The sequence below is a fragment of the Kitasatospora sp. NPDC058063 genome (assembly GCF_042885395.1).
Lineage (GTDB): Bacteria > Actinomycetota > Actinomycetes > Streptomycetales > Streptomycetaceae > Kitasatospora > Kitasatospora lactacystinica.
The window spans coordinates 397,767-422,209 of sequence record NZ_JBHVSD010000003.1 but is presented as its reverse complement, the minus strand read 5'-3'; the positions used below and the strand labels follow the sequence as shown (position 1 = coordinate 422,209).

At 76.8% G+C, this 24,443-nt stretch carries 1 protein-coding gene; it reads right to left on the bottom strand.

All coding sequences use genetic code 11. From position 1 onward, the window contains the following. Positions 1-197: 197 nt before the first annotated feature. A complete protein-coding gene (locus tag ACFVUY_RS07855; protein WP_387728120.1) occupies positions 198-24,443 on the bottom strand; it encodes a type I polyketide synthase in 24,246 nt (8,081 codons plus the stop codon).

Here is a 24,443-nt window from a genome sequence, read left to right as displayed (position 1 = left end):
GGCCGGAGCGATGTGCTCCGGCCGCCCTCCTCGTGTTTCGGCCGCCCTCTTCGTGTTCCGGCCGCTCTCCTCGTGTTCCGGCCGCTCTCCTCGTGCGCCGTTCGACGGGTCCGGCGCGGCGCGGTGCCACCGATCGACTCGGTGGCACCGCGTTCCGGCACGTCCGGCCGCCCGCCTACGGCGCCGGGCGGGACCGCTCAGCCCAGGTCGCTGTTGCCCAGCTCCTCCCGGACCAGGTTGAGCAGTTCCTCGTCGTCCGCGGCGTCGAGGAGGTCCGCGATGGTGTCCTCCTCCGCCGGGGCACCGGCGGACCAGCGGGCCAGGAAGGCCTGGAGCCGCACGGTCACCCTGGAGCGGGAGAGCTCGTCCAGCGGGTTGACGGTCATCGCCGCCTCCAGCCCGTCGAGCATCCCGAGCAGCGGCTCGACGTCCGCGGCCGGCTCGGCGCCGCCCGGGAGCGCGCCGTGCAGGTGGCCTGCCAGCGCGACCGGGGTCGGGTGGTCGAAGACGATCGTCGCCGGGAGCGCGACACCGCACTCCCGCGCCAGCCGGTTGCGGAACTCGACGGCCGTGAGCGAGTCGAAGCCGAGGTCGCGGAACGGCCTGGTCTCGTCGATCTGTTCGGCCGCGGAGTAGCGGAGCACCTCGACCAGCACGTCCCGGACCAGCTCCAGCAGGACGGCCGTCCGCTCCTTGGCGTCCAGCCCGGCCAGCCGGGCGCGCAGCGCCCCGCCGTCCGCCCCGCCGTCCGCCGCCGGAGTCCCGGCCGAAGCCGCGGCCCCGGCCGGGGACCGGCCGTCGGCCGCCTCGGGCAGGTCGCCCAGCAGCGGGCTCGGCCGGCCCGAGGTGAAGGCGGGCGCGAACCGGGTCCAGTCCACGTCGGCGACGGTCAGCGCGCTCGCGCCGCCGTCCACGGCCGCCGCCAGGGCGGTGAGCGCGAACTGCGGGTCGAGCGGCGTCAGTCCGCGGCGGCGCAGGTACTCCTCCGCCCCGTCGGCCGCCATCCCGGCGCCCGCCCACGGGCCCCACGCGACCGACGTCCCGACGAGACCGCGGTCCCGCCGGTTCCGGGCCAGGGCGTCCAGGTAGGCGTTGCCCGCCGCGTAGAGGGCCTGCCCGCCGCTGCCCCAGGTGGCGGCGATGGAGGAGAAGACCAGGAACAGCTCCAGGTCCGCCTCCGCGGTGAGCTCGTCCAGGTGGGCGGCACCGTCGACCTTGCCCCCGGTGATCCTCGCGATGTCCTCCACGCCGGTCTGCGCCAGCATCGCCGACTGGGCGACACCGGCCGCGTGCACGACGCCGATCAGCGGGCGGTCGGCCGGGACCGCGGCCAGCGTCGCCGCCAGCGCCTCCCGGTCGGCGGCGTCGCACGCGGCCACCGTCACCCGGGCGCCGGCCGCCGTCAGTTCGGCGGTCAGCTCCTCGGCGCCCGGGGTCCGGGAGCCGCGGCGGCCGGTGAGGACCAGGTCGGTGACGCCCCGGCCGACCAGCCAGCGGGCGACGACCGCGCCCAGCGCGCCGGTACCGCCGGTGACCAGCACCGTGCCGGGCCGCGACGGCCGCCAGGGCTCCGCCGGGGCCGCTCCCGCGTCGGTGCGGACCAGGCGGCGGGCGAGCACCCGCTCACCGCGCAGGGCGAGCTGGTCCTCCCCGGTCGCCCCGTCGAGCACCGCCGCGAGCGCCGCGAGGGTGCCGGCGTCCGGCTCGGCGGGCAGGTCGACCAGCCCGCCCCAGCTCCGCGGGTGCTCCAGCGCCGCGGCCTGGCCGAAGCCCCACAGCTGCGCCTGCTCGGGGCGGGTGACCCGGTCCGCCGCGTCCACCGCCACCGCGCCCCGGGTGACCATCCACAGCGGCGCCTCCAGCTCCGCGTCGCCGAGGGCGTGCAGCAGCACGAGGCCGCGGTCCAGCCCGGTGGGCAGGTAGGCGATCCCGCGGGCCTTCTCGGCCAGCTCGCGCAGCCGCTCCGCCAGTTGCTCCCGGTCGAGGTCGCCGACGGCGAGTCGGACCGGGGCGGTGTCGGCGGGCAGTCGCGTGAGCAGGGTGTCCGCGAACGCGCCGTCGTCCTCGGTGTCGGTGACCAGCAGCCAGCCGCCGTCGAGCCGCGCCGGCGGGACCTCGACCGGCTTCCAGTCGATCCGGTAGAGGCAGTCGTCCAGGACCGCGGCGGCACCGTCGGCCCGGCCGGACGCCGCGAGCGGCAACCGCGGCCAGTACCGGTCCCGCTGGAAGGCGTACGTCGGCAGGTCCACCCGGCGGCCCTCCGGCAGCACGGCCGACCAGTCGACCTCGGCGCCCGCCGTCCAGAGCCGGGCCAGCGCCTCCAGGGCGGTGTCCCGCTCCTCGCGGCCCTTGCGCAGCAGCGGAGCGAAGGTGCCCGCCGCGACCGACTGCTGTGCCAGCCCGCAGAGCACGCCGTCGGGGCCGAGCTCCAGGTACCGGGTGACGCCCTGCTCCGCCAGGCGGGTGACGCCCTCGGCGAAACGGACGGCCTCGCGGACCTGGCGCACCCAGTAGTCCGGTGTGGAGAGCAGCCCGGGTTCGGCGAGCGTCCCGGTCAGGTTGGAGACGACCGGGATGCGCGGCTCGGCGAAGGTCAACTCCGCCAGCACGGAGGCGAATTCGGTGAGCATCGGCTCCATCAGCGCCGAGTGGAAGGCGTGCGAGACGGTCAGCCGGCGGATCCGGCGCCCCTCGGCCTTCCACCGGGCGGCGAACTCCTCCACCGCCTCGACCGAACCGGAGACCACCAGCGAGGCCGGACCGTTGACGGCCGCGACGTCCAGGCGGTCGCCGATCGCCTCCCGGATCTCCGCCTCGGCGGCCTCGACCGCCAGCATCGCCCCGCCGCTCGGCAGCGCCTGCATCAGCCGGCCCCGCGCCGCCACCAGGGCGCACGCGTCCGGCAGCGAGAGAACGCCCGCCGCATGGGCCGCGGCGATCTCACCGATCGAGTGCCCGAGCAGGAAGTCGGGCGTCACGCCCCAGGATTCGAGCAACCGGAACGAGGCCACCTCGACCGCGAACAGCCCGGCCTGCGCCCACACCGTCCGGTCCAGCTCCTCCGCCCCGTCGAACACCACGTCCTTCACCGGCCGGTCCAGCAGCAGGTCCAGCTCCCCGCAGACCGCGTCGAAGGCGTCCGCGAAGGCGGGGAAGGCCTCGTACAGCTCCCGGCCCATCCCGACCCGCTGCGCACCCTGACCGGTGAACAGGAACGCCGTCCGCCCCTCGGCCACGACGCCCGACACCAGAGTGCCGGACGGTCGGCCCGCGGCCAGGGCCGCCAGCGGGGCGTCCCGGTCGGCGCCGAGCACCACCGCGCGGTGTTCCAGCCCGGCGCGGGAGAGCAGCGACCGGGCCACGTCCTGCGGCCGCAGCTCGGCCCGCCGCGCCGCGAAGGAGCGCAGTCGCCCGGCCTGGGCGGCGAGCGCCGCAGCCGAGCGCCCGGACAGCAGCCAGGGCAGCGCGTCCGCCGTGACGGCGGCCGTGGCCTCCGCCGCGTCCGGCTCGACGGCGGAAGCGGCCTCCACCGCGTCCGGCTCGACGGCGGCCTCCAGGATGACGTGGGCGTTGGTGCCGCTGATCCCGAAGGAGGACACACCGGCGCGGGCCGGCCGGTCCACGGCGGGCCACGCCCGGCGCGCCGTCACCAGCTCCACCGCGCCCGCCGACCAGTCCACCTGCGGGGTCGGCTCGCCGACGTGCAGGGTCGGCGGCACGATGCCGTGCCGCAGGGCCAGCACCATCTTGATCACCCCGGCGACGCCGGCGGCGGCCTGGGTGTGGCCGAGGTTGGACTTCACCGAGCCCAGCAGCAGGGGCTCCGCGGTGCGCTCCCGGCCGTAGGTGGCCAGCAGCGCCTGCGCCTCGATCGGGTCGCCGAGCCGGGTGCCGGTGCCGTGCGCCTCGACCACGTCCACGTCGGCGGCCGACAGTCCGGCGTCCGCCAGCGCCTGGCGGATCACCCGCTCCTGCGACGGGCCGTTGGGGGCGGTGAGGCCGTTGGACGCGCCGTCCTGGTTGACCGCGCTGCCCCGCACCACCGCGAGCACCCGGTGGCCGTTGCGCCGCGCGTCGGACAGCCGCTCCAGCAGCAGCACGCCCACGCCCTCGCCCCAGCCCGTACCGTCCGCCTCCGCCGAGAAGGCCTTGCAGCGGCCGTCCGCCGCGAGGCCGCCCTGGCGGTCGAACTCCGCGAACACCACCGGGGTCGACATCACCGAGACGCCGCCCGCGAAGGCCAGTTCGCACTCACCGCGGCGCAGCGCCTGGGCCGCGAGGTGCAGGGCGACCAGCGAGGAGGAGCAGGCGGTGTCCACGGTCATCGCCGGGCCCTCCAGCCCGAACGCGTAGGAGATCCGGCCGGAGAGCACGGAGGCGGCGTTGCCGGTGGCCACGTGGCCGTCCACGTCCTCCTCCGAGGCGGCGAGCACCAGCGGGTAGTCCTGGCCGTTGGTGCCGGCGAAGACGCCGACCGGCCGGCCGCGCATCGAGCGCGGGTCCACTCCGGCGGACTCGAAGGCCTCCCAGGAGGCCTCCAGCAGCAGCCGCTGCTGCGGGTCCATCGCCAGCGCCTCGCGCGGCGAGATCCCGAACAGGCCCGCGTCGAACTCGGCCACGCCTTCCAGGAATCCACCCCGGGCGGCCGCGTCCACGCCGGTCCAGCCGGCCTCCCAGCCGCGGTCGGTCGGGATGCCGGTCATCGCGTCGACGCCGTCGGACAGCAGCTCCCAGAGCGCGTCCGGGGAGCCGGCGCCGCCCGGGAAGCGGCAGGCCATGCCGACGATCACGATCGGCTCGTCCTCGGCCCGGGTGCGGTCCGCGACCTCGGCGGCCGCGGCCGGTTCGGCCGCGCCGAACAGCTGCTCGCCGAGGTGGCGCGCCAGCGCGGCCGGGGTCGGGCGGTCGAAGACCAGGGTGGCCGGCAGCGCCAGCCCCGTCCGGGCGCTCGCCAGGTTGCGGAACTCCACCGCCGTCACCGAGTCGAATCCGAGGTCGCGGAACGCCTGCTCGGCGCCGACCGCGTCCGGCGAGCCGTGGCCGAGCACCGCCGCGGTCCAGGACCGCACGGCGTCCAGCAGCAGCCCGGAGCGCCTGCTCCCGGGTGCCGCCGCCAGCTCGGCCCGGAACTCCTCGGCCGGTCCGGCGCCGCGGGTGCCGGCCGTGGCCGAGGCGGCCTCCGGCAGGTCGGCCAGCAGGGCGCTGGGCCGCAGCCCGCCCGCAGCGGCCGCGAACAGCGACCAGTCGACGTCGGCGACCACCAGGGCGGCCCCGTCGTGGCCGATCGCCCGGGCGAGTGCCGTGACAGCGAGCGCCGGGTCCATCGGCGGCAGGCCGCCGCGCCGCAGCCGCTGCACCAGGGCCGGGTCGGCCGCCATGCCCTCGTTCGCCCACGGGCCCCACGCGACCGAGACGCCCGGCAGGCCGCGCTCGCGCCGCCCCTCCATCCAGGCGTCCACGAAGGCGTTGGCGGCGGCGTAGTTGCCCTGGCCGGCGCTGCCGACGGCGCCCGCCAGCGAGGAGAAGGCGACGAAGAACTCCGGCTCGTGGCTCCGCGTCAGCTCGTCCAGGACGACCAGGCCGGCCGCCTTCGCGGCCAGCACCGTCCTCAGGCGCTCCGGCGTGAGCGCGTCCAGCGCCCCGTCGTCCAGCACGCCGGCGGCGTGCACCACGCCGATCAGCGGGCGGTCCGCCGGCACCGCGTCGAGCACCGCGGCCAGCGCGGTCCGGTCGGTCACGTCGCAGGCGGCGACCACGGCCTCGGTGCCGCGCGCCGCGAGCTCCGCGACCAGGTCCGCCGTGCCCGGCGCGGCCGCCCCGCGACGGCCGGTCAGCACCACCCGGGCCACGCCGTGGTCGGCGAGCCAGCGGGCGACCTCGGCGCCCAGCGCGCCGGTCCCGCCGGTGACCAGGACGGTCCCCCCGGCGGTCGGCGACCAGGACGGCGCACCCGCGCCGGCCGTCGCCCGGACCAGTCGGCGGCCGTACGTGCCGGAGCCGCGCACGGCCACCTGGTCCTCGCCGCCACCGGCCAGCACGGCGGCCAGCCGGGTGCCGGCCCGGGCGTCCGGCGTGGACGGCAGGTCGATCAGACCGCCCCAGCGGTCCGGGGACTCCAGCGCGGCGACCCGGCCGAGGCCCCACACCTGCGCCTGTCCGGCGTCGGCGGCCCGGTCCGAGCGGCCGACGGAGACCGCCTGCGCGGTCAGCGCCCAGAACGGGGCGGTGACGCCCGCGTCGCCGAGCGCCTGGAACAGGGCCAGGGTCAGTTCCAGGCCCGGCGAGACCGCCGGGTCCGGGTCCGGTTCCCCGGCGAGCGCGGCCAGCGACACCACACCGGCGAACGTGCCCGGGCCCGCCTCGGCGAGCTGCGCGGCCAGGGCCGCCCGGTCGGTGCCGACGGGCCCGAAGCGGACCACCTCGGCGCCCGCCGAGCGGATCGCCGCCGCCACGGCCTCGGTCAGCGGGTGCTCGGCGGCCGCCCGCGGGACGGCCAGCAGCCACCGGCCGGTCAGCGCCGGGGCGCCGGCCGGGGTGCCGAGCGGCCGCCACATCACCCGGTAGCGCCAGGAGTCGACCACCGAGTCGACCTTGCGCCGCTGCCGCCACGAGGAGAGCACCGGCAGGGCCGCGCCGAGCAGCTCGGCGGGGTCCGGGGTGTCCAGGAGGTCGGCGAGATCGCCGAGGTCCTCGCGCTCCACCGCGTCCCAGAACCTGGCCTCCAGCACGTCGCCGACGGGCTCGGCGGCACCGGCCCGCGGCCAGAACCGCTGCCGCTGGAAGGCGTACGTCGGCAGCTCCACCCGCCGGCCCTCGGGCAGCACCGCGGACCAGTCGGCCTCGGCGCCGTCCGCCCACAGCCGGGCCAGCGCCCGCAGCGCGGTCCGGGAGTCCTCCCGGCCGCGGCGCAGCAGCGGCGCGAACACGCCGTCCGCCACGCTCTGCTGCGCCAGCCCGCTCAGCACGCCGTCGGGGCCGAGCTCGGCGAAGCGGGTGACGCCCTCGCGGTGCAGGGTCTCGACGCCGTCGGCGAAGCGGACGGCCTCGCGGACCTGGCGGACCCAGTACTCGGGGGTGGTGAGGAGACCGGGTTCGGCGATCCCGCCGGTCAGGTTGGAGACGAGCGGGATGCGCGGTTCGTTGAAGGTCAACTCCGCGAGGACGGAGGCGAATTCGGCGAGCATCGGCTCCATCAGCGCCGAGTGGAAGGCGTGCGAGACCGTCAGCCGGCGGGTCTTGCGGCCCTCGGCCGACCAGCGCGCCGCGTACTCCTCGATCGTTTCGACCGGCCCGGAGACCACGAGGGAGGTCGGGCCGTTGACGGCCGCCACGTCCAGGCGGTCGCCGATCGCGTCGCGGACCTCGGCCTCGGTGGCCTGGACCGCGAGCATCGCGCCGCCCTCGGGCAGCGCGTCCATCAACCGCCCGCGCGCCGCCACCAGGGCGCACGCGTCCGGCAGCGGGAACACCCCGGCGACGTGGGCGGCGGCGATCTCGCCGATCGAGTGCCCGAGCAGGAAGTCGGGCGTCACGCCCCAGGATTCGAGCAGCCGATACGAAGCCACCTCGACCGCGAACAGCCCGGCCTGAGCCCACACCGTCCGGTCGATGCCGATGCCCTCGAACACCGCGTCGGTGAGCGGCCGGTCGAGCCGGAGGTCCAGCTCGGCGCGGACCGCGTCGAAGGCCTCCGCGAACACCGGGAAGGCCTCGTACAGCCCCCGCCCCATGGCGGCGTACTGCGAGCCCTGGCCGGTGAACAGGAAGGCGGTCCGACGGTCGGCGACCGCGCCGCGGACCACCGCCGCATCGGGTTCGTCGTCCGCCAACGCGGCCAGGCCGCGCAGGAGTTCGGCGTGGTCCGCGCCGACGATCACGGCCCGGTGGTCGAGCGCCGCCCGGGTGCCGGCCAGCGACCAGGCGACGTCCCGGACGTCCGCGCCGGGCTCGGCGAACGCCCGCAGGCGCCGCGCCTGCTCCCGCAGGCCCTCGGCGGTCTTCGCCGAGACGGCCCAGACGGGCAGCACCGGCGCCGCCTTCGGCTCCTCCACCGGGGCCGACGGCACACTCTCCAGGATGACGTGGGCGTTGGTCCCGCTGATGCCGAAGGAGGACACCGCCGCGCGGCGCGGCCGGTCCAGCTCGGGCCAGGGGCGCGCCTCGGTGAGCAGTTCCACCGCGCCCGCCGACCAGTCGACCTTCGGGCTGGGCCGCTGCGCGTGCAGGGTGGCCGGGAGCAGGCCGTGGCGCATCGCCTGCACCATCTTGATGACACCCGCGACGCCCGCGGCGGCCTGGGTGTGGCCGATGTTGGACTTGATCGAGCCGAGCCAGAGCGGCTCGCCGTCGCGGTCCCGACCGTAGGTGGCCAGCAGCGCCTGGGCCTCGATCGGGTCGCCCAGCACGGTGCCCGTGCCGTGCGCCTCGACGGCGTCCACCTCGGCGGCCGACAGCCCGGCACTCGCCAGGGCCTGGCGGATCACCCGCTGCTGAGCGGGGCCGTTCGGGGCGGTCAGGCCGTTGGAGGCGCCGTCCTGGTTGACCGCGCTGCCGCGCAGCACGGCCAGCACCCGGTGCCCGTGGCGGCGGGCGGTGGAGAGGCGCTCGACCAGCAGGACGCCGACGCCCTCGCCCCAGCCGGTACCGTCCGCCTCCGCGGCGAAGGACCTGCAGCGGCCGTCCGAGGACAGCCCGCCCTGGCGGTCGAACTCGGCGAAGGCGGCCGGCGACACCATCACCGTCACACCGCCGACCAGCGCCGTCTCGCAGTCGCCCTCGCGCAGCGCCTGCGCCGCCCAGTGCAGGGCCACCAGCGAGGAGGAGCAGGCCGTGTCCACAGTGACGGCCGGACCCTCCAGACCGAAGACGTACGACACCCGGCCGGAGATCACACTGTTCGCCGAGCCGGCCAGGACGTGGCTCTTCGCCTCCTCCAGGCCGCCGACCGCGTTGTAGCCGGAGTTGGAGGCGCCGACGAAGACGCCGATCTGCTCGCCGCGCACCGAGCGCGGGTCGATCCCGGCATCCTCGAAGGCCTCCCAGGACGCCTCCAGCAGGATCCGCTGCTGCGGGTCCATCGCCAGCGCCTCGCGCGGCGAGATCCCGAACAGCCCGGCGTCGAACTCCGTCACTCCCTCCAGGAAGCCGCCGCGCGCCGCCTCGGCCGCGATGCCCTCGACCGACCAGGCGCGGTCCGCCGGGAAGCCGGTGACGCCGTCCGCCCCGGCGGCCACCAGGTCCCACAGCCCGGCGGCCGAACGCACCCCGCCCGGGTAGCGGGCGCTCATGCCCACGATCACCACCGGGTCGTCCGAGACGGCCACCGCCGCACCGGTCTCCTCCGCGGCCGCCACCGTCACCGGTACCGACTCCAGCAGTTCCCCGGCCAGATGGGCCGCCAGCACCGCCGGCGTCGGATAGTCGAAGGCCAGCGTCGCCGGAAGGGCGAGCCCGGTGTCCTTCACCAGCAGGTTCCGCAGGGCCACCGCCGTCAGCGAGTCGAAGCCGAGGTCGCGGAACGCCTGACCGGCGTCCACCGCCTCCACCGACGTGTGGCCCAGCGCCGCCGCCGCGGACGACCGGACCAGGTCCAGCAGCATCCGCTCCCGGCGCCCGGCCGCGGCTGCGGCCAAGGTGTCCAGGAAGCCCGAGGCCCCCTCGACCGCCGCCACCGGCGCCGACCCGCGGCCGGCCTCCGGCAGCTCCGCCAGCAGCCGGCTGGTGCGCACGGCGGTGAAGGCCGGCGCGAACCGCTGCCAGTCCACGTCCGCGACCGTCACACAGCCCTCGTCCCCGTCCACCGCGCGGGCCAGCGCCAGCACCGCGAGACGCGGGTCCATCACGGCCAGACCACGGCGGCGCAGCTGCTCGGCGGCCTCGCCCTGGGCGGCCATGCCTTCACCGGCCCACGGCCCCCAGGCCACCGACGTGCCCCGCAGACCCCGCGCCCGGCGCCGCAGCACCAGCGCGTCCAGGTGGGCGTTGGCCGCCGCGTAGACGCCCTGACCACCACTGCCCCAGGTCGCCGCGACCGAGGAGAAGACCACGAACAGATCGAGGTCCAGACCGGCGGTCAGCTCGTCGAGCAGTTCGGCGCCGGCGGCCTTGCCGTCGAGCACCCGGGCGATCTCCGCCTCGTCGGTGTCCGCCAGCGGCGCGGCGCCCTGGCCCACCCCGGCCGCGTGCACCACGCCGGTCGGCCTGTGCTCGGCGAGCAGCGCGGCCAGCGCCTCCCGGTCGGTCGTCGCGCAGGCGGCCACCACGACCTCGGCGCCCGCCTCGGTCAGCTCGGCGGCCAACGCGGCGGCGCCCGGCGCGTCCGCGCCCCGGCGGCTGGTCAGCACCAGCTTCGGCACTCCCCGGCCGACCAGCCAGCGGGCCGTCTCCGCGCCCAGCGCGCCGGTGCCGCCGGTGATCAGGACCGGGCCGGACGGCGTCCACGGCGCGGCGGGCGCGGCACCGGAGGCGGCGCGCGCCAGGCGGCAGCCGTACGCCCCGGCGCCGCGCACGGCCACCTGGTCCTCGCCGGTGCCGCCGCCGAGGACGGCGACGGCACGCTCGGCCGACTGCGGGTCGAGGACGGCCGGGAGGTCGATCAGACCGCCCCAGCGCTGCGGGTGTTCGAGCGCCGCGACCCGTCCCAGGCCCCAGAGCTGGGCCTGGACGGGATCCCGCAGCGGGTCGGAGCGGCCGATCGACACGGCACCGCTGGTGACCAGCCAGAGCGGGGCGTCGACGCCCGCCCCGCCCAGTGCCCGCAGCAGCGCGACCGCACCGGACACCGGGGCGTCCGAGGGCAGCAGCGCCACGACGCCGGCGATTCCGGCCACCCCGGCCGGGACGGCGTCGAGGGCGAACGGGAGCACCTCGGCGCCGGCCTCCCCCAGCGCGGCGGCCAGCGCGGCCCCGGGCTCGGAGCCCTCCGGCGCGGCCAGCAGCCACGTCCCGGAGAGGCCGGTCCCGACGAGGCCGGCGAGCGGCTTCCAGGTCGCCCGGTAGCGCCAGGAGTCGATCACCGCGTCCTGACGGCGCGACCGCCGCCAGGCGGTGAGCACCGGCAGCACGGAGTCCAGGCCCTCGGGCGCCCGGTCGGCGTCCAGGGTGGAGGCGAGGCCCGCCAGGTCCTCGTTCTCGACCGCCGCCCAGAACCGGGCCTCCGCCGGGTCGGCCGCGACGCTCGTCGGCTCGGCCGCCTCCGGCCAGTAGCGCTCGCGCTGGAAGGCGTAGGTCGGCAGCGGCACCCGCCGGGAGGCGGGCAGCAGCGCGGACCAGTCGATCGCGGCGCCCGCCGTCCAGAGCGCGGCCAGCGCGGTCAGGACGGTCTCGCGGCCGTCCCGGTCTTTGCGCAGCAGCGGCACGCCGACCACATCCGGGGCGCTCTGCGCGGCCAGCGCAGTCAGCACACCGTCCGGGCCCAGCTCCACGAGACGGGTCACGCCCTCGCGGTGCAGAGCCTCGACGCCGTCGGCGAACCGGACGGCCTCGCGGACCTGCCGCACCCAGTACTCGGGGGTGGCGAGCAGCCCGGGTTCGGCGATCCCGCCGGTCAGGTTCGACACGATCGGGACCTGCGGCTCGGCGAAGGTCAACTCGGCCAGCACAGCGGCGAATTCGGCGAGCATCGGCTCCATCAGGGCCGAGTGGAAGGCGTGCGAGACCGTCAGCCGGCGGATCTTGCGGCCCTCGGCCTTCCAGCGGGCCGCGAACTCCTCCACCATCTCCGCCGGACCGGAAACCACCACGGAGGTCGGGCCGTTGACGGCCGCCACGTCCAGCCGGTCGCCGACCGCGTCACGGATCTCGGCCTCGCTGGCCTGCACGGCGAGCATCGCCCCGCCGCTCGGCAGCGCGTCCATCAGCCGGCCCCGCGCCGCCACCAGGGCGCACGCGTCGGCCAGCGAGAACACGCCCGCCACATGAGCGGCCGCCACCTCACCGATCGAGTGCCCGAGCAGCACGTCCGGGAGCACGCCCCAGGACTCCAGCAGCCGGAACGACGCCACCTCGACCGCGAACAGCCCGGCCTGCGCCCACACCGTACGGTCCAGATCCTCGACGCCGTCGAGGACGACCTCGCGCACCGACCGCCCGAGCCTCCCGTCCAGCTCCGCACAGACCGCGTCGAACGCCGCCGCGAAGGCGGGGAAAGCCTCGTACAACTCCCGGCCCATGCCGACCCGCTGCGCGCCCTGCCCCGTGAACAGGAACGCCGTCCGTCCCTCGGTCGCGATCCCGGTGACGACCCCGCCCGAGGGGCGGCCGTCCGCCAGCGCGGCCAGGCCGTCCAGCAGCGCCGCCCGGTCGTCGCCGAGCACCACCGCACGGTGGGCCAGCCCGGTCCGACCGGTCGCCAGCGACCACGCCACGTCCTGCGGACGGGCCCCGGACTCCATCGCCCCGGACTCCGGCGCCTCGGACTCCAACTCCCGTGCCAGTCGGGCCGCCTGGGCCTTCAGCGCCCCGGCGCTCTGCGCCGACACCACCCACGGTGTCGGCCCCGTCGCGTCTCCGACCGACGCCGTCTCCTCGGCCGGCGCCTGCTCCAGCACCACATGGGCGTTGGTGCCGCTGATCCCGAAGGACGACACACCCGCCCGGCGCGGACGGTCCGCCTCCGGCCACGGCCGGGCCTCGGTGAGCAGTTCCACCGCGCCCTCCGACCAGTCCACCTCGGAGGTCCGCTGCTCGGCGTGCAGGGTGGCCGGGAGCGTCCCGTGCCGCATCGCCTGCACCATCTTGATCACCCCGGCGACGCCGGCCGCCGCCTGGGTGTGCCCGATGTTGGACTTGATCGAGCCCAGCCAGAGCGGCTCGTCACCACGGCCCCGGCCGTAGGTGGCCAGCAGCGCCTGCGCCTCGATCGGGTCCCCGAGCCGGGTCCCCGTCCCGTGCGCCTCCACCGCGTCCACCTCGGCCGCCTCCAGCCGCGCGTCGGCCAGTGCCTGCCGGATCACCCGCTCCTGCGCGGGCCCGTTCGGCGCGGTGAGGCCGTTGGAGGCGCCGTCCTGGTTGACCGCGCTCCCCCGCACCACCGCCAGCACCCGGTGCCCGTTGCGACGGGCGTCCGACAGCCGCTCGACCAGCAGCAGGCCGACCCCTTCGGACATCCCGGTGCCGTCGGCGTCGGCTGAGAAGGCCTTGCAGCGACCGTCCGAGGCCAGGCCGCCCTGGCGGTCGAACTCCGTGATCACGCCGGGCGTGGCGAGGGTGGTCACACCGCCCGCCAGCGCCAGGTCGCACTCGCCGCCGCGCAGCGCCCGTACCGCGAGGTGCAGGGCGACCAGCGAGGAGGAGCAGGCGGTGTCGACCGTCATGGCCGGGCCCTCCAGCCCGAACACGTAGGCCAGTCGGCCGGAGGCGATGCTGGTCGCGCTGCCGGTCATCAGGTGGCCGAGCGCGCTGTCCGGGATCCGCATGCCGAGGCCGTAGTGGGACGCCGCCGCGCCGACGAAGACGCCGGTGGAACGGTTGCCGAGGTCGGCGGTCACGATGCCGGCGTCCTCGAAGGCCTCCCAGGCGGTCTCCAGCAGCAGGCGTTGCTGCGGGTCCATCGCCAGCGCCTCGCGCGGGGAGATCCCGAACAGGCCGGCGTCGAACTCGGTGGCGCCGTCCACGAATCCGCCTCGGGCGGCCTCTCCGTGCGCCACGTCGAGGGGCCAGCCGCGGTCGGTCGGGAAGGCGGCGGTGCCGTCCTCGCCGGCGGCCACCAGCCGCCACAGGTCGGCCGGGGAGGCGACGCCGCCGGGCAGGCGGCAGGCCATGCCGACGATCGCGATCGGCTCGCCGGGGTCGGCCGTCGGCGACGGCGCGGCGACGGCGGGGGCCGGTGCGCTCTCGCCCAGCAGCCTGGTGGCCAGGTGGTCGGCGAGCGCGGTCGGGTTCGGGTGGTCGAACACCGTGGTGGCGGGCAGCCGCAGGCCGGTCGCGGCGTTGAGCCGGTTGCGCAGTTCGACCGCGGTCAGCGAGTCGAAGCCGAGGTCGCGGAAGGCCTGCCGGGCGCCGATCGCCTCGGCGTCCGCGTAGCCGAGCACGGTGCCGGCGTTGCCGCGGACCAGGTCGAGCAGGATCTGCCGGCGCCGGCTCGCGGAGGCGTTGCGCAGCTGTCCGGCCAGGGTGCCGGTGTCGCCGGCCTCTCGCTCGGCGGCGCGGCGCACCGCGGGCCGGATCAGGCCGCGCAGCAGTGCCGGGACCTCGCCGCCACCGGTGCGGTCCAGGGCGACCGGCACCAGGTGCGGGGCGGGCAGGGCGGTGGCCGCGTCGAAGAGGGCGAGGCCCTGTCCGCTGTCCAGGGCGGTGCCGAGCTTGTCGGTCCGCGCCTCGGCGCCCGGGTTCAGGTGCCGGGTCATCTCGCTGGCCTCCTGCCACAGGCCCCAGGCCAGTGACTGGGCGGGCAGCCCGAGGGCGCGCCGGTGGGAGGCGAGGGCGTCCAGGAAGGCGTTGGCCGCCGCGTAGTTGGCCTGGCCGCCGGTGCCGAAGGTGGCGGAGGCGGAGGAGTACAGCACGAACATCGCGAGGTCGCGGTCGGCGGTCAGCTCGTGCAGGTTGACGGCGGCGTCGACCTTGGGCCGCAGGACGGCCTCGACCCGTTCGGGGGTCATCGCGTCGAACACGCCGTCGTCCAGGGTGCCGGCCGCGTGGATCACGCCGGTGAGCGGGTGCTCCGCGGGGATCGCGGCGAGCACCGCGGCCAGCGCCTCCCGGTCGGCGGCGTCGCAGGCCGCGACGGTCGTCTCGGCGCCCAGGTCCCGCAGCTCAGCGACGAGTTCGGCCGCGCCCGGGCCGTCGGCGCCGCGCCGGCTGAGCAGCAGCAGGTGCCGCACGCCGTGCTCGGCCACCAGGTGCCGGGCCAGCAGCCCGCCCAGGGTACCGGTGCCGCCGGTGATCAGCACGGTGCCCTCGGGGTCGAGCGGCGCCGGGACGGTGACCACGTTCTTGCCGACGTGCTTGGCCTGGCTGATGTGCCGGAACACGGCGGGCGCCTCGCGGACGTCCCAGGCGGTGATCGGCAGCAGCCGCAGCGCACCGGACTCGAACAGGCCGATGATCTCCGCCGTGATCTCCCGGACCCGCTCCGGGCCCGCCTCCGCGGGGTTGAACGCGCGGTAGCGCACGCCGGGGTGGTCGGCGGCGACGCTCTCGGCGTCGCGCGGGTCGGCCTTGCCCATGTCGGCGAAGCGCCCGCCCTCGGCGAGCAGCCGCAACGAGGCGTCGACGAATTCACCGGCCAGCGAGTTCAGCACCACGTCCACGCCGCGTCCGCCGGTGGCGGTACGGAACGACTCCTCGAAGGCGAGGTCACGGGAGGAGGCGATATGGGCGTCGTCCAGACCGGCGGCGCGCAGCGCGTCCCACTTGCCGGGGCCGGCGGTGCCGTACACCTCCAGGCCCAGGTGGCGGGCGAGTTGGACGGCGGCCATGCCGACGCCGCCGGCCGCCGCGTGCACCAGCACCGACTCGCCGGGCCGGGCCGCGGCCACGTCCACCAGCCCGTAGTAGGCGGTCAGAAAGGCGACGGGCACCGAGGCGGCCTCGGCGAACGTCCAGCCGGCCGGGATCCGGGCCAGCAGCCGCCGGTCGGTGACCGCCCGGTCGGCGAGGCCGCCGCCGTCGAAGTGGCCGAACACCCGGTCGCCGACGGCCAGATCGGTGACGTCCGCGCCGACCTCGGTCACCACACCGGCGGCCTCGGCGCCCATCACGGCCCGGTCGGGGTACATGCCGAGCGCGAGCAGCACGTCGCGGAAGTTCACGCCGGCCGCGCGGACGGCGATCCGCACCTGGTCGGCGCCCAGCGGGGCGTCGGCCTCGGCGGCGGGCACCAGGGCGAGGGCCTCCAGGGTGCCCTCCTCGGTGACGTCCAGGCGCCAGGCGCCGGGCCCGTCGGGGGCGGTGAGGCCGTGGACGGCGCTCTGCCGGACGAGCCTGGGGGCGCGGGCCCCGCCCTCGCGCAGGGCGAGCTGCGGTTCGTCCTGGACGGTGGCCCAGGTCTGCCAGTCGGCGTCCTGGCCGGCCGGGTCGCGGTCCAGCAGCAGCACGCGGCCGGGGTGCTCCGACTGGGCGGAGCGCAGCAGGCCCCACACGGCCGCGCCGGCCAGGTCGGTCACCGGCTGCCCGGGGGCGGCCGGGACGGCGCCGCGGGTGACGACCACCAGCCGGGTGTCGGCGAAGCGGTCGGCGGCGAGGAACTCCTGGACGGTGCGCAGGACTTCGGTGGTGGTCCGGCGGACGGCCCGGGCCGGTTCGCCGTCGGACGCGGCGGGCGGCAGGGTCAGCACGACCACCGGGGGCGTCGCGCCGTCCTCGACGGCGTCGATCTCCCGCCACTGCGAGGTGTCGGGCCGGGCCGGGTCCCGCTGCGGCAGCGGGGTCCAGTCGACGGTGAACAGGGCGTCGTGGACGGCGCGTTCGCCGGCCCGCCGCAGCGTCGCGGCGGCGATCTCGCGCAGGGTCAGCGAGGCGATGTCGATCACCGGCGCGCCGGTGGGGTCGGCGGCGTGCAGGGCGACGCCGTCCGCGCGGACGGTCAGCGCGACCCGGAGCACGGTGGCCCCGGTGGCCCGGAGGTGGACGCCGTCGAAGGAGAACGGCAGCCGGGTGCCGGTGGCGGGGTCGGCGGCGAGGCCGATGGCGTGCAGGGCGGCGTCCAGCAGCGCCGGGTGCAGGCCGAAGCCCTCGGCCCGGACGTCCTGCGGCAGGGCGACCTCGGCGTAGACCCGGTCGCCGTCGCGCCAGGCGGCGCGCAGCCCCTGGAAGGCGGGGCCGTAGCCGTAGCCGGCCTCGGTGAGCGCCTGGTAGAAGCCCTCGACCTCGACCGGCCGGGCCCCGACGGGCGGCCAGACCGCGAGGTCGGGGCCGTCCTTCGGGGTGGTGGCGGCCGGGGCGAGGAGGCCGGTGGCGTGGCGGACCAGATCGGTGCCGGTGGCGTCGGGGCGGGAGAACACCTCGAAGGTCCGGCTGCCGGTGTCGTCGGCGGTGCCCACGCTCACCTGGACCGCGACGCCGCCCTGGGCGGGCAGCACCAGCGGCGCCTGGAGCACCAGTTCGGACAGCAGGGCGCAGTCGGCCCGCTCGCCGGCGGTCAGCGCCATCTCCACGAAGGCGGTGCCCGGCACCAGCACGTCGCCGTGCACCGCGTGGTCGGCCAGCCAGTCCTGGCCGGCCGCGCTCAGCCGTCCGGTCAGAATCAGGGCTCCGCCGGGCAGCGGGACGGCGGCGCCCAGCAGGGCGTGTTCGGTGACGACCTGGCCGACCGTGCTCAGGTCGCCGGCGGCGACCACGGCCCGCGGCCAGTAGCGCTCGCGCTGGAAGGCGTAGCTGGGCAGCTCGACCCGGCGGCCGGCGGGCACGACCGGGGTGAAGTCGACGGACGCGCCGGCGGTCCAGGCCTCGGCCAGGGCGGTGAGCAGCTGCTCGGAGCCGCCCCGGTCGCGCCGCAGCGTGCCCAGCGCGGCCGCGTCGGCGCCGGCGGCGTCGGCGCTCTCCTGCACGCCGACGGTCAGCACCGGGTGGGGGCTGCACTCGACGAACACCGAGCGGCCGTCGGCCAGCAGGGCCCGGGTGGCCTGCTCGAACAGGACGGTGGAACGGAGGTTGTCGTACCAGTACCCGGCGTCCATCCGCGCGGTGTCGATCGGGGTGCCGGTCAGCGTCGAGTAGAGCGGCACCACGGACGTGGTCGGGCTGATCCCGGCCAGCTCCGCCAGGACCCGCTCGCGCACCCGCTCCACCTGGGCGGAGTGCGAGGCGTAGTCCACCGGGATCCGGCGGGCCCGCACCCCGCTCTCCTCGCAGAGCACCAGCAGCTCGTCCAGCGCGCCGGGCTCGCCCGACACCACCGTCGAGGACGGGCCGTTGAACGCGGCCACCGAGATCCGGCCACCGAAGCCGGCGATCAGCCCCTCGGCGGCCTCCTGGCCGACCGCCAGCGACACCATGCCGCCGTCACCGGCCAGTTCGATCAGCGCCCGGCTGCGCAGCGCCACCACCTTGGCGCCGTCCTCGACGGACAGCGCACCGGCCACCACGGCCGCGGCGATCTCACCCTGCGAGTGACCGATCACCGCCGAGGGCTCCACACCGTGCGCCCGCCACACCTCGGCCAGCGACACCATCACCGCCCACAGCACCGGCTGGACCACGTCCACCCGGGACAGCAGCTCCTCGTCGTCCAGGGCCTCGGTGAGCGACCAGTCGGTGTACGGCGCCAGCGCCGCCTCGCACTCGGCCAACCTGGCCGCGAACACCGGTGCGGCGGTGGCCAGTTCACGCCCCATGCCGAGCCACTGCGAACCCTGGCCCGGGAAGACGAACACCACGTCGCCGGGCACCGCCCGGCCCTTCACGACGCCCTCGCCGTCGAGGGTGCCCAGGCCGTCCAGCAGGGCGGCCCGGTCGGCGCCCAGCACCACGGCGCGGTGCTCCAGGGCGGCCCGGGACAGCAGCGAGCGGGCCACCTCCGGCCCCGCGAGCTCGGGGCGCCCGGCCGCGAACTCCCGCAGCCGCTCGGCCTGCTCGGTGAGCGCGGCCGGGGTGCGGCCCGACAGCAGCCAGGGCTGGGGGCCCTCGGCGGCCTCGGACTCCACGGTCCCGACGACCGGCACGGACTCCAGGATGACGTGGGCGTTGGTGCCGCTGATCCCGAAGGAGGACACCGCCGCCCGGCGCGGCCGGTCGAGCTCCGGCCACGGCCGGGCCTCGGTCAGCAGCTCCACCGCCCCGGCCGACCAGTCCACGTGCGGGGACGGCGCGTCCACGTGCAGGGTCGCGGGCAGCAGGCCGTTGCGCAGCGCCTGCACCATCTTGATCACGCCCGCCACGCCGGCGGCGGCCTGGGCGTGGCCGATGTTGGTCTTCACCGAGCCGAGCCAGAGCGGCTCACCGGCGCGCTCCCGGCCGTAGGTCGCGAGCAGCGCCTGCGCCTCGATCGGGTCGCCGAGCCGGGTGCCGGTGCCGTGCGCCTCGACGGCGTCCACCTCGGCGGCGGTCAGTCCGGCGTTGGCCAAGGCCTGCCGGATCACCCGCTGCTGAGCCGGACCGTTGGGCGCGGCGAGGCCGTTGGAGGCGCCGTCCTGGTTGATCGCGCTGCCACGGATCACCGCGAGCACCTGGTGGCCGTTGCGGCGCGCCTCGGACAGCCGCTCCAGCACCAGGATGCCGACGCCCTCGGCCCAGGAGGTGCCGTCGGCGGCGGCCGCGAAGGCCTTGCACCGGCCGTCGGCCGCCAGGCCGTTCTGCTTGTCGAACTCGGCGAACACCCCCGGGGAGACCATCACGGCGACACCGCCGGCCAGCGCCAGCTCGCACTCGCCGCGGCGCAGCGACTGGGCGGCCAGGTGCAGGGCGACCAGCGAGGAGGAGCAGGCCGTGTCCACGGTGACCGCGGGGCCCTCCAGGCCGAAGGTGTACGCGATCCGGCCGGACAGCACGCTGCTGACGGTGCCGGTGAGCAGGTGGCCCTCGACGTTGGCGGGCATCTCCATGCCGAGGCCGTAGCCGGAGGCGGAGGCACCGATCACCACGCCGGTGGACGAGTGGCCGAGGGAGTACGGGTCGATGCCGGCGTTCTCGAACGCCTCCCAGGCCGTCTCCAGCACCAGGCGCTGCTGCGGGTCCATCGCGAGGGCCTCGCGCGGCGAGATGCCGAACATGCCGGCGTCGAAGTCGGTGGCGTCCTCGACGAAGCCGCCGCGCCGGACGTAGCCGCCGCCCTCGGGCCAGCCGCGGTCGGTGGGGAAGCCGGTGACACCGTCCCGGCCCTCGGTGACCATCGCCCACAGCTGCTCGGCCGAGCGGACCCCGCCCGGGTAGCGGCAGCTCATGCCGACGATCGCGATCGGCTCGTCGTCCGCCGCGGCCGCCACCGGGCGCGCCGGCCGGGCCTCGTCGGGGGTGCCGAACAGCTCGCCGAGCAGGTACTCGGTCAGCGCGGCCGGCGTCGGGTGGTCGAAGACCAGTGTCGCCGCCAGCTTCAGGCCTGTCTCCGCGCCGAGCCGGTTGCGCAGCTCCACGGCGGTCAGCGAGTCGAAGCCCAGGTCGCGGAAGGCGCGTCGCGGCGCCACCGCCTCGGTCGTCGGGCGTCCCAGCACCAGCGCGGTGCGGTCCCGGACCACCTCCAGCAGCAGCCGCGACCGCTCGCCCTCGGGCGCGGCGGCGAGCGAGTCCCGCAACTCCGAGGAGGGGGCGGACGATCCGGTGTCCCCGGCCGTGTCGGCCCGGTCGGCCAGGCCGCTCAGCAGCGGGCTGGGCCGGCCGGAGACGAAGGCGGGCCCGAACCGCTCCCAGTCGACGTCCGCGACGGCCACGCAGCCCTCGTCCCGGTCGACGACCCCGGCCAGCGCCCGGATCGCCGCCGTACGGTCCAGCGCGGACAGGCCGCGGCGGCGCAGGTAGTCCTCAAAGCCGGCGTCCGCGGCCATGCCGGCCTCGGCCCACGGGCCCCAGGCGACCGAGGTCCCGGCCAGGCCGCGGGCCCGCCGGGCCTCCACCAGCGCGTCCAGGAAGGCGTTCCCGGCCGCGTAGGCGCCCTGGCCGCCGCTGCCCCAGGTGGCGGCGATGGAGGAGAAGACCACGAACAGGTCGACGTCGCCGGCCAGTTCGTCCAGGAGCGCGGCCCCGGCGGCCTTGCCGCCGATCACCTCGGCGACGGCCTCGGCGTCGGTGTCCATCAACGGGCCCGGCGCGCCGACCCCGGCGGTGTGCACCACGCCGCTCAGCGGGTGCTCGGCCGGGATCCCGGCCAGCAGCCCGGACAGCGCCTCCCGGTCGGTCACGTCGCAGGCGGCGACGGTCACCCGGGTGCCCAGCGCGGTCAGTTCGGCCACCAGCTCGTCCGCTCCCGGCGCGGCCGGGCCGCGGCGGCTGGTCAGCAGCAGGTGCGGCACGCCCCGCCCGGCCAGCCAGCGCGCCACGTCCCCGCCGAGGGCGCCCGTGCCGCCGGTGATCAGGACGGTGCCGTCGGTGCTCCACTCCGCCGCGGGCGCCCCGGACAGCGGTGCCCGGACCACCCGGCGGCCGAGCACCCGCGCCCCGCGCAGGGCCAGCTGGTCCTCCCCGCCCGCACCCGCGAGCAGCGCCGCCAGCCGGCGGCCCTCCTCGGCGCTGACGGTCTCCGGCAGGTCGACCAACCCGCCCCAGCGGCCGGGGTGTTCGAGTGCCGCGACCCGGCCGAGGCCCCACAGCAGGGACTGCTCGGGGGCCGGCGACCGGTCCTCGTCCCCGGTCGACACCGCGCCCCGGGTCAGGCACCAGAGCGGAGCCTGCGAGCCCGCGTCCCCGAGTGCCTGGACCAGCAGCAGCAGGGCGCCGAGGTCGGCGGGCACCGGAAGGTCCGCGGCGGACGAACCGGCCACGAACACCACGCCGGCGAAGTCCTCGGCGGCCAACCGCCCGGCGAGGGCGGGCCGGTCCCCGGTCAGCGGCAGCCGGGTGACCCGCGCACCGGCGGCCAGCAGCGCGGCGGCCACGTCCTCGGCGGCCGCGGACTCGTCCGCGGTGGCGAGCAGCCAGCTTCCGTTCGGCCCGGCGGCGTCCGGCAGCGGCAGCGGCTGCCACTCCACCCGGTAGCGCCAGGAGTCGACCACCGCCTCCTGGCGGCGCGAGCGCCGCCACGCGGAGAGCGCCGGGACGACGCCGTCCAGCACCTCCGGGGTGTCCGACAGCCGCAGGGTGGCGGCCAGCTCCGGGACGTCGGCGCGCTCCACGGCCGCCCAGAAGCGGGCGTCCTCGGCCGAGCCGGGCGCGTCGAGCGGGGCGTCGGGCCAGTAGCGCTCGCGCTGGAAGGCGTACGTCGGCAGGTCGAGCCGGCGCCCGGCCGACAGCACGGACCGCCAGTCGAGTTCGGCGCCGGTCGTCCACAGGGTGGCGAGCGCGGTCAGCGCGGTCTCGGACTCCGCGCGGTCACGGCGCATCAGCGGGGCGACCACGCCCTCGGCGAGCTGCTGCCCGACCAGGCCCGACAGCACGGCATCCGGGCCCAGCTCCACGAACCGGGTCACGCCCTCGCGGTGCAGGGCGTCGACGCCGTCGGCGAAGCGGACGGCCTCGCGGACCTGCCGGACCCAGTAGTCCGGCGTGGACAGCAGGCCGGGATCGGCGAGTTCGCCGGTCAGGTTGGAGACGACCGGAATCTGCGGCTCGGCGAAGGTCAACTCCGCGAGCACGGCCGCGAATTCGGCGAGCATCGGCTCCATCAGCGCCGAGTGGAAGGCGTGCGAGACCGTCAACCGGCGGGTCTTGCGGCCCTCGGCCTTCCAGCGCGCCGCGAACTCCTCGACCGCCTCGGTCGGGCCGGAAACCACCACGGAGGTGCGGCCGTTGACGGCCGCGACGTCCAGCCGGTCGCCGATCGCGTCACGGACCTCGGCCTCGGTGGCCTGCACCGCCAGCATCGCGCCGCCCTCGGGCAGCGCGTCCATCAACCGGCCGCGCGCCGCCACCAGGGCGCACGCGTCGGCCAGCGAGAACACGCCCGCCACATGAGCGGCCGCCACCTCGCCGATCGAGTGCCCGAGCAGGAAGTCGGGCATCACACCCCAGGACTCCAGCAGCCGGAACGACGCCACCTCGACCGCGAACAGCCCGGCCTGCGCCCACACCGTCCGGTCCAGGTCCTCGACGCCGTCGAGGACAACCTCGCGCACCGACCGCCCGAGCCTCGCGTCCAGCTCCGCACAGACCGCGTCGAAAGCCTCCGCGAAGGCGGGGAAAGCCTCGTACAACTCCCGGCCCATCCCGACCCGCTGCGCGCCCTGCCCCGTGAACAGGAACGCCGTCCGCCCCTCCACCGCGACACCCGCGACCACGCCGCCGGTCGGACGACCGTCCGCCAGCGCGCCGAGGCCGTCCAGCAGCCCCTCACGGCCACCGGTGCCCAGCACCACCGCGCGGTGGGCCAGCGCGGCCCGGGTCGTCGCCAGGGACCACGCCGCGTCGCCCGCGTCCACGTCCGGCCCGAACCGCTCGGCCAGCCGCGCCGCCTGGCCCCGCAGCGCCTGCGCGGTCTGCGCCGACACCGGCCACGCCACCGGGCGGACGCCCTGCCCGGGCGCCTCCGGTTCCGTCCGCGGCTCGGCCCCGGCCTCGGCCGGGCTCTCCTCGATGAGCACATGGGCGTTGGTACCGCTGACGCCGAACGCGGAGACACCGATCCGCCGGGTCCCCTCCGCCTGCGGCCAGGGCCGGGCCTCGGTCAGCAGCTCGACGCCGCCGCCCGTCCACTCGACGTGCGGGGTGGGCGCGTCCACGTGCAGGGTCGCCGGGAGCACGCCGTTGCGCAGCGCCAGCACGCTCTTGATCACGCCGACCGCGCCGGCGGCGGCCTGGGTGTGGCCGACGTTGGACTTCAGCGAGCCGAGCAGCAGCGGCCGGTCGGCCGTGCGGCCCCGGCCGTAGACGGCCTGCAGCGCCTCGGCCTCGATCGGGTCGCCGAGGCGGGTGCCGGTGCCGTGCGCCTCCACGGCGTCCACGTCGGCCGCCTCCAGCCGGGCGTTGGCCAGCGCCTGCCGGATCACCCGCTCCTGCGAGGGCCCGTTCGGCGCCGTCAGCCCGTTGGACGCACCGTCCTGGTTGACCGCGCTCCCCCGGACCACCGCCAGTACCTCGTGCCCGTTGCGGCGGGCGTCGGAGAGCCGTTCCAGCAGCAGGACGCCGACGCCCTCGGACCAGCCGGTGCCGTCCGCCGCCGCCGCGAAGGACTTGCAGCGGCCGTCGGCGGCCAGGCCGCCCTGCTTGCCGAACTCGGCGAAGGCGGCCGGGGTGCTGATCACCGCGACGCCGCCGACCAGGGCCAGGCCGCACTCTCCCTGGCGCAGCGACTGGACCGCCAGGTGCAGTGCCACCAGCGCGGAGGAGCACGCGGTGTCCACGGTGACCGCCGGGCCCTCCAGCCCGAACACGTACGAGAGCCGGCCGGAGAGCACCCCGCTCGCGGTGCCGGTCAGGTGGTATCCCGCGGTGTTCTCGGGGAGCCGGCCGGCTCCGTCGTAGCCGGACGGGGAGGCGCCGACGAAGACGCCGGTCGCCGTGCCGGCCACCGAGTGGGGATCGATGCCCGCCCGTTCGAAGGTCTCCCAGGCGACCTCCAGCAGCAGCCGCTGCTGCGGGTCCATCGCCAGCGCCTCGCGCGGGTTGATGCCGAACAGCTCGGCGTCGAACCCGGTCGCGTCGCCGAGGAAGCCGCCCCGGCGGGCGTAGTCGCGGCTGCCGGGGAAGGACTCCTCCCAGCCGCGGTCGGTCGGGAACCCGCCGATCGCGTCGGTGCCGTCCGCGACCAGCCGCCACAGGTCCTCGGGGCCGGTGACGCCGCCCGGCAGCCGGCAGCCCAGCGCGACGATCGCGATCGGCTCGCGGGCCGCCGCCTGGATCTCCCGGTTCTGCCTGCGCAGGCGCTCGACCTCCTTGAGGGAGGCCCGAAGTGCTTCGACCGCCTTGTCACCGCGGGTGTTCAT

Coding starts and splice junctions, on each gene's coding strand:
- ACFVUY_RS07855 (WP_387728120.1), bottom strand. CDS start 24,443: ATGAACACCCGCGGTGACAAGGCGGTCGAAGCACTTCGGGCCTCCCTC.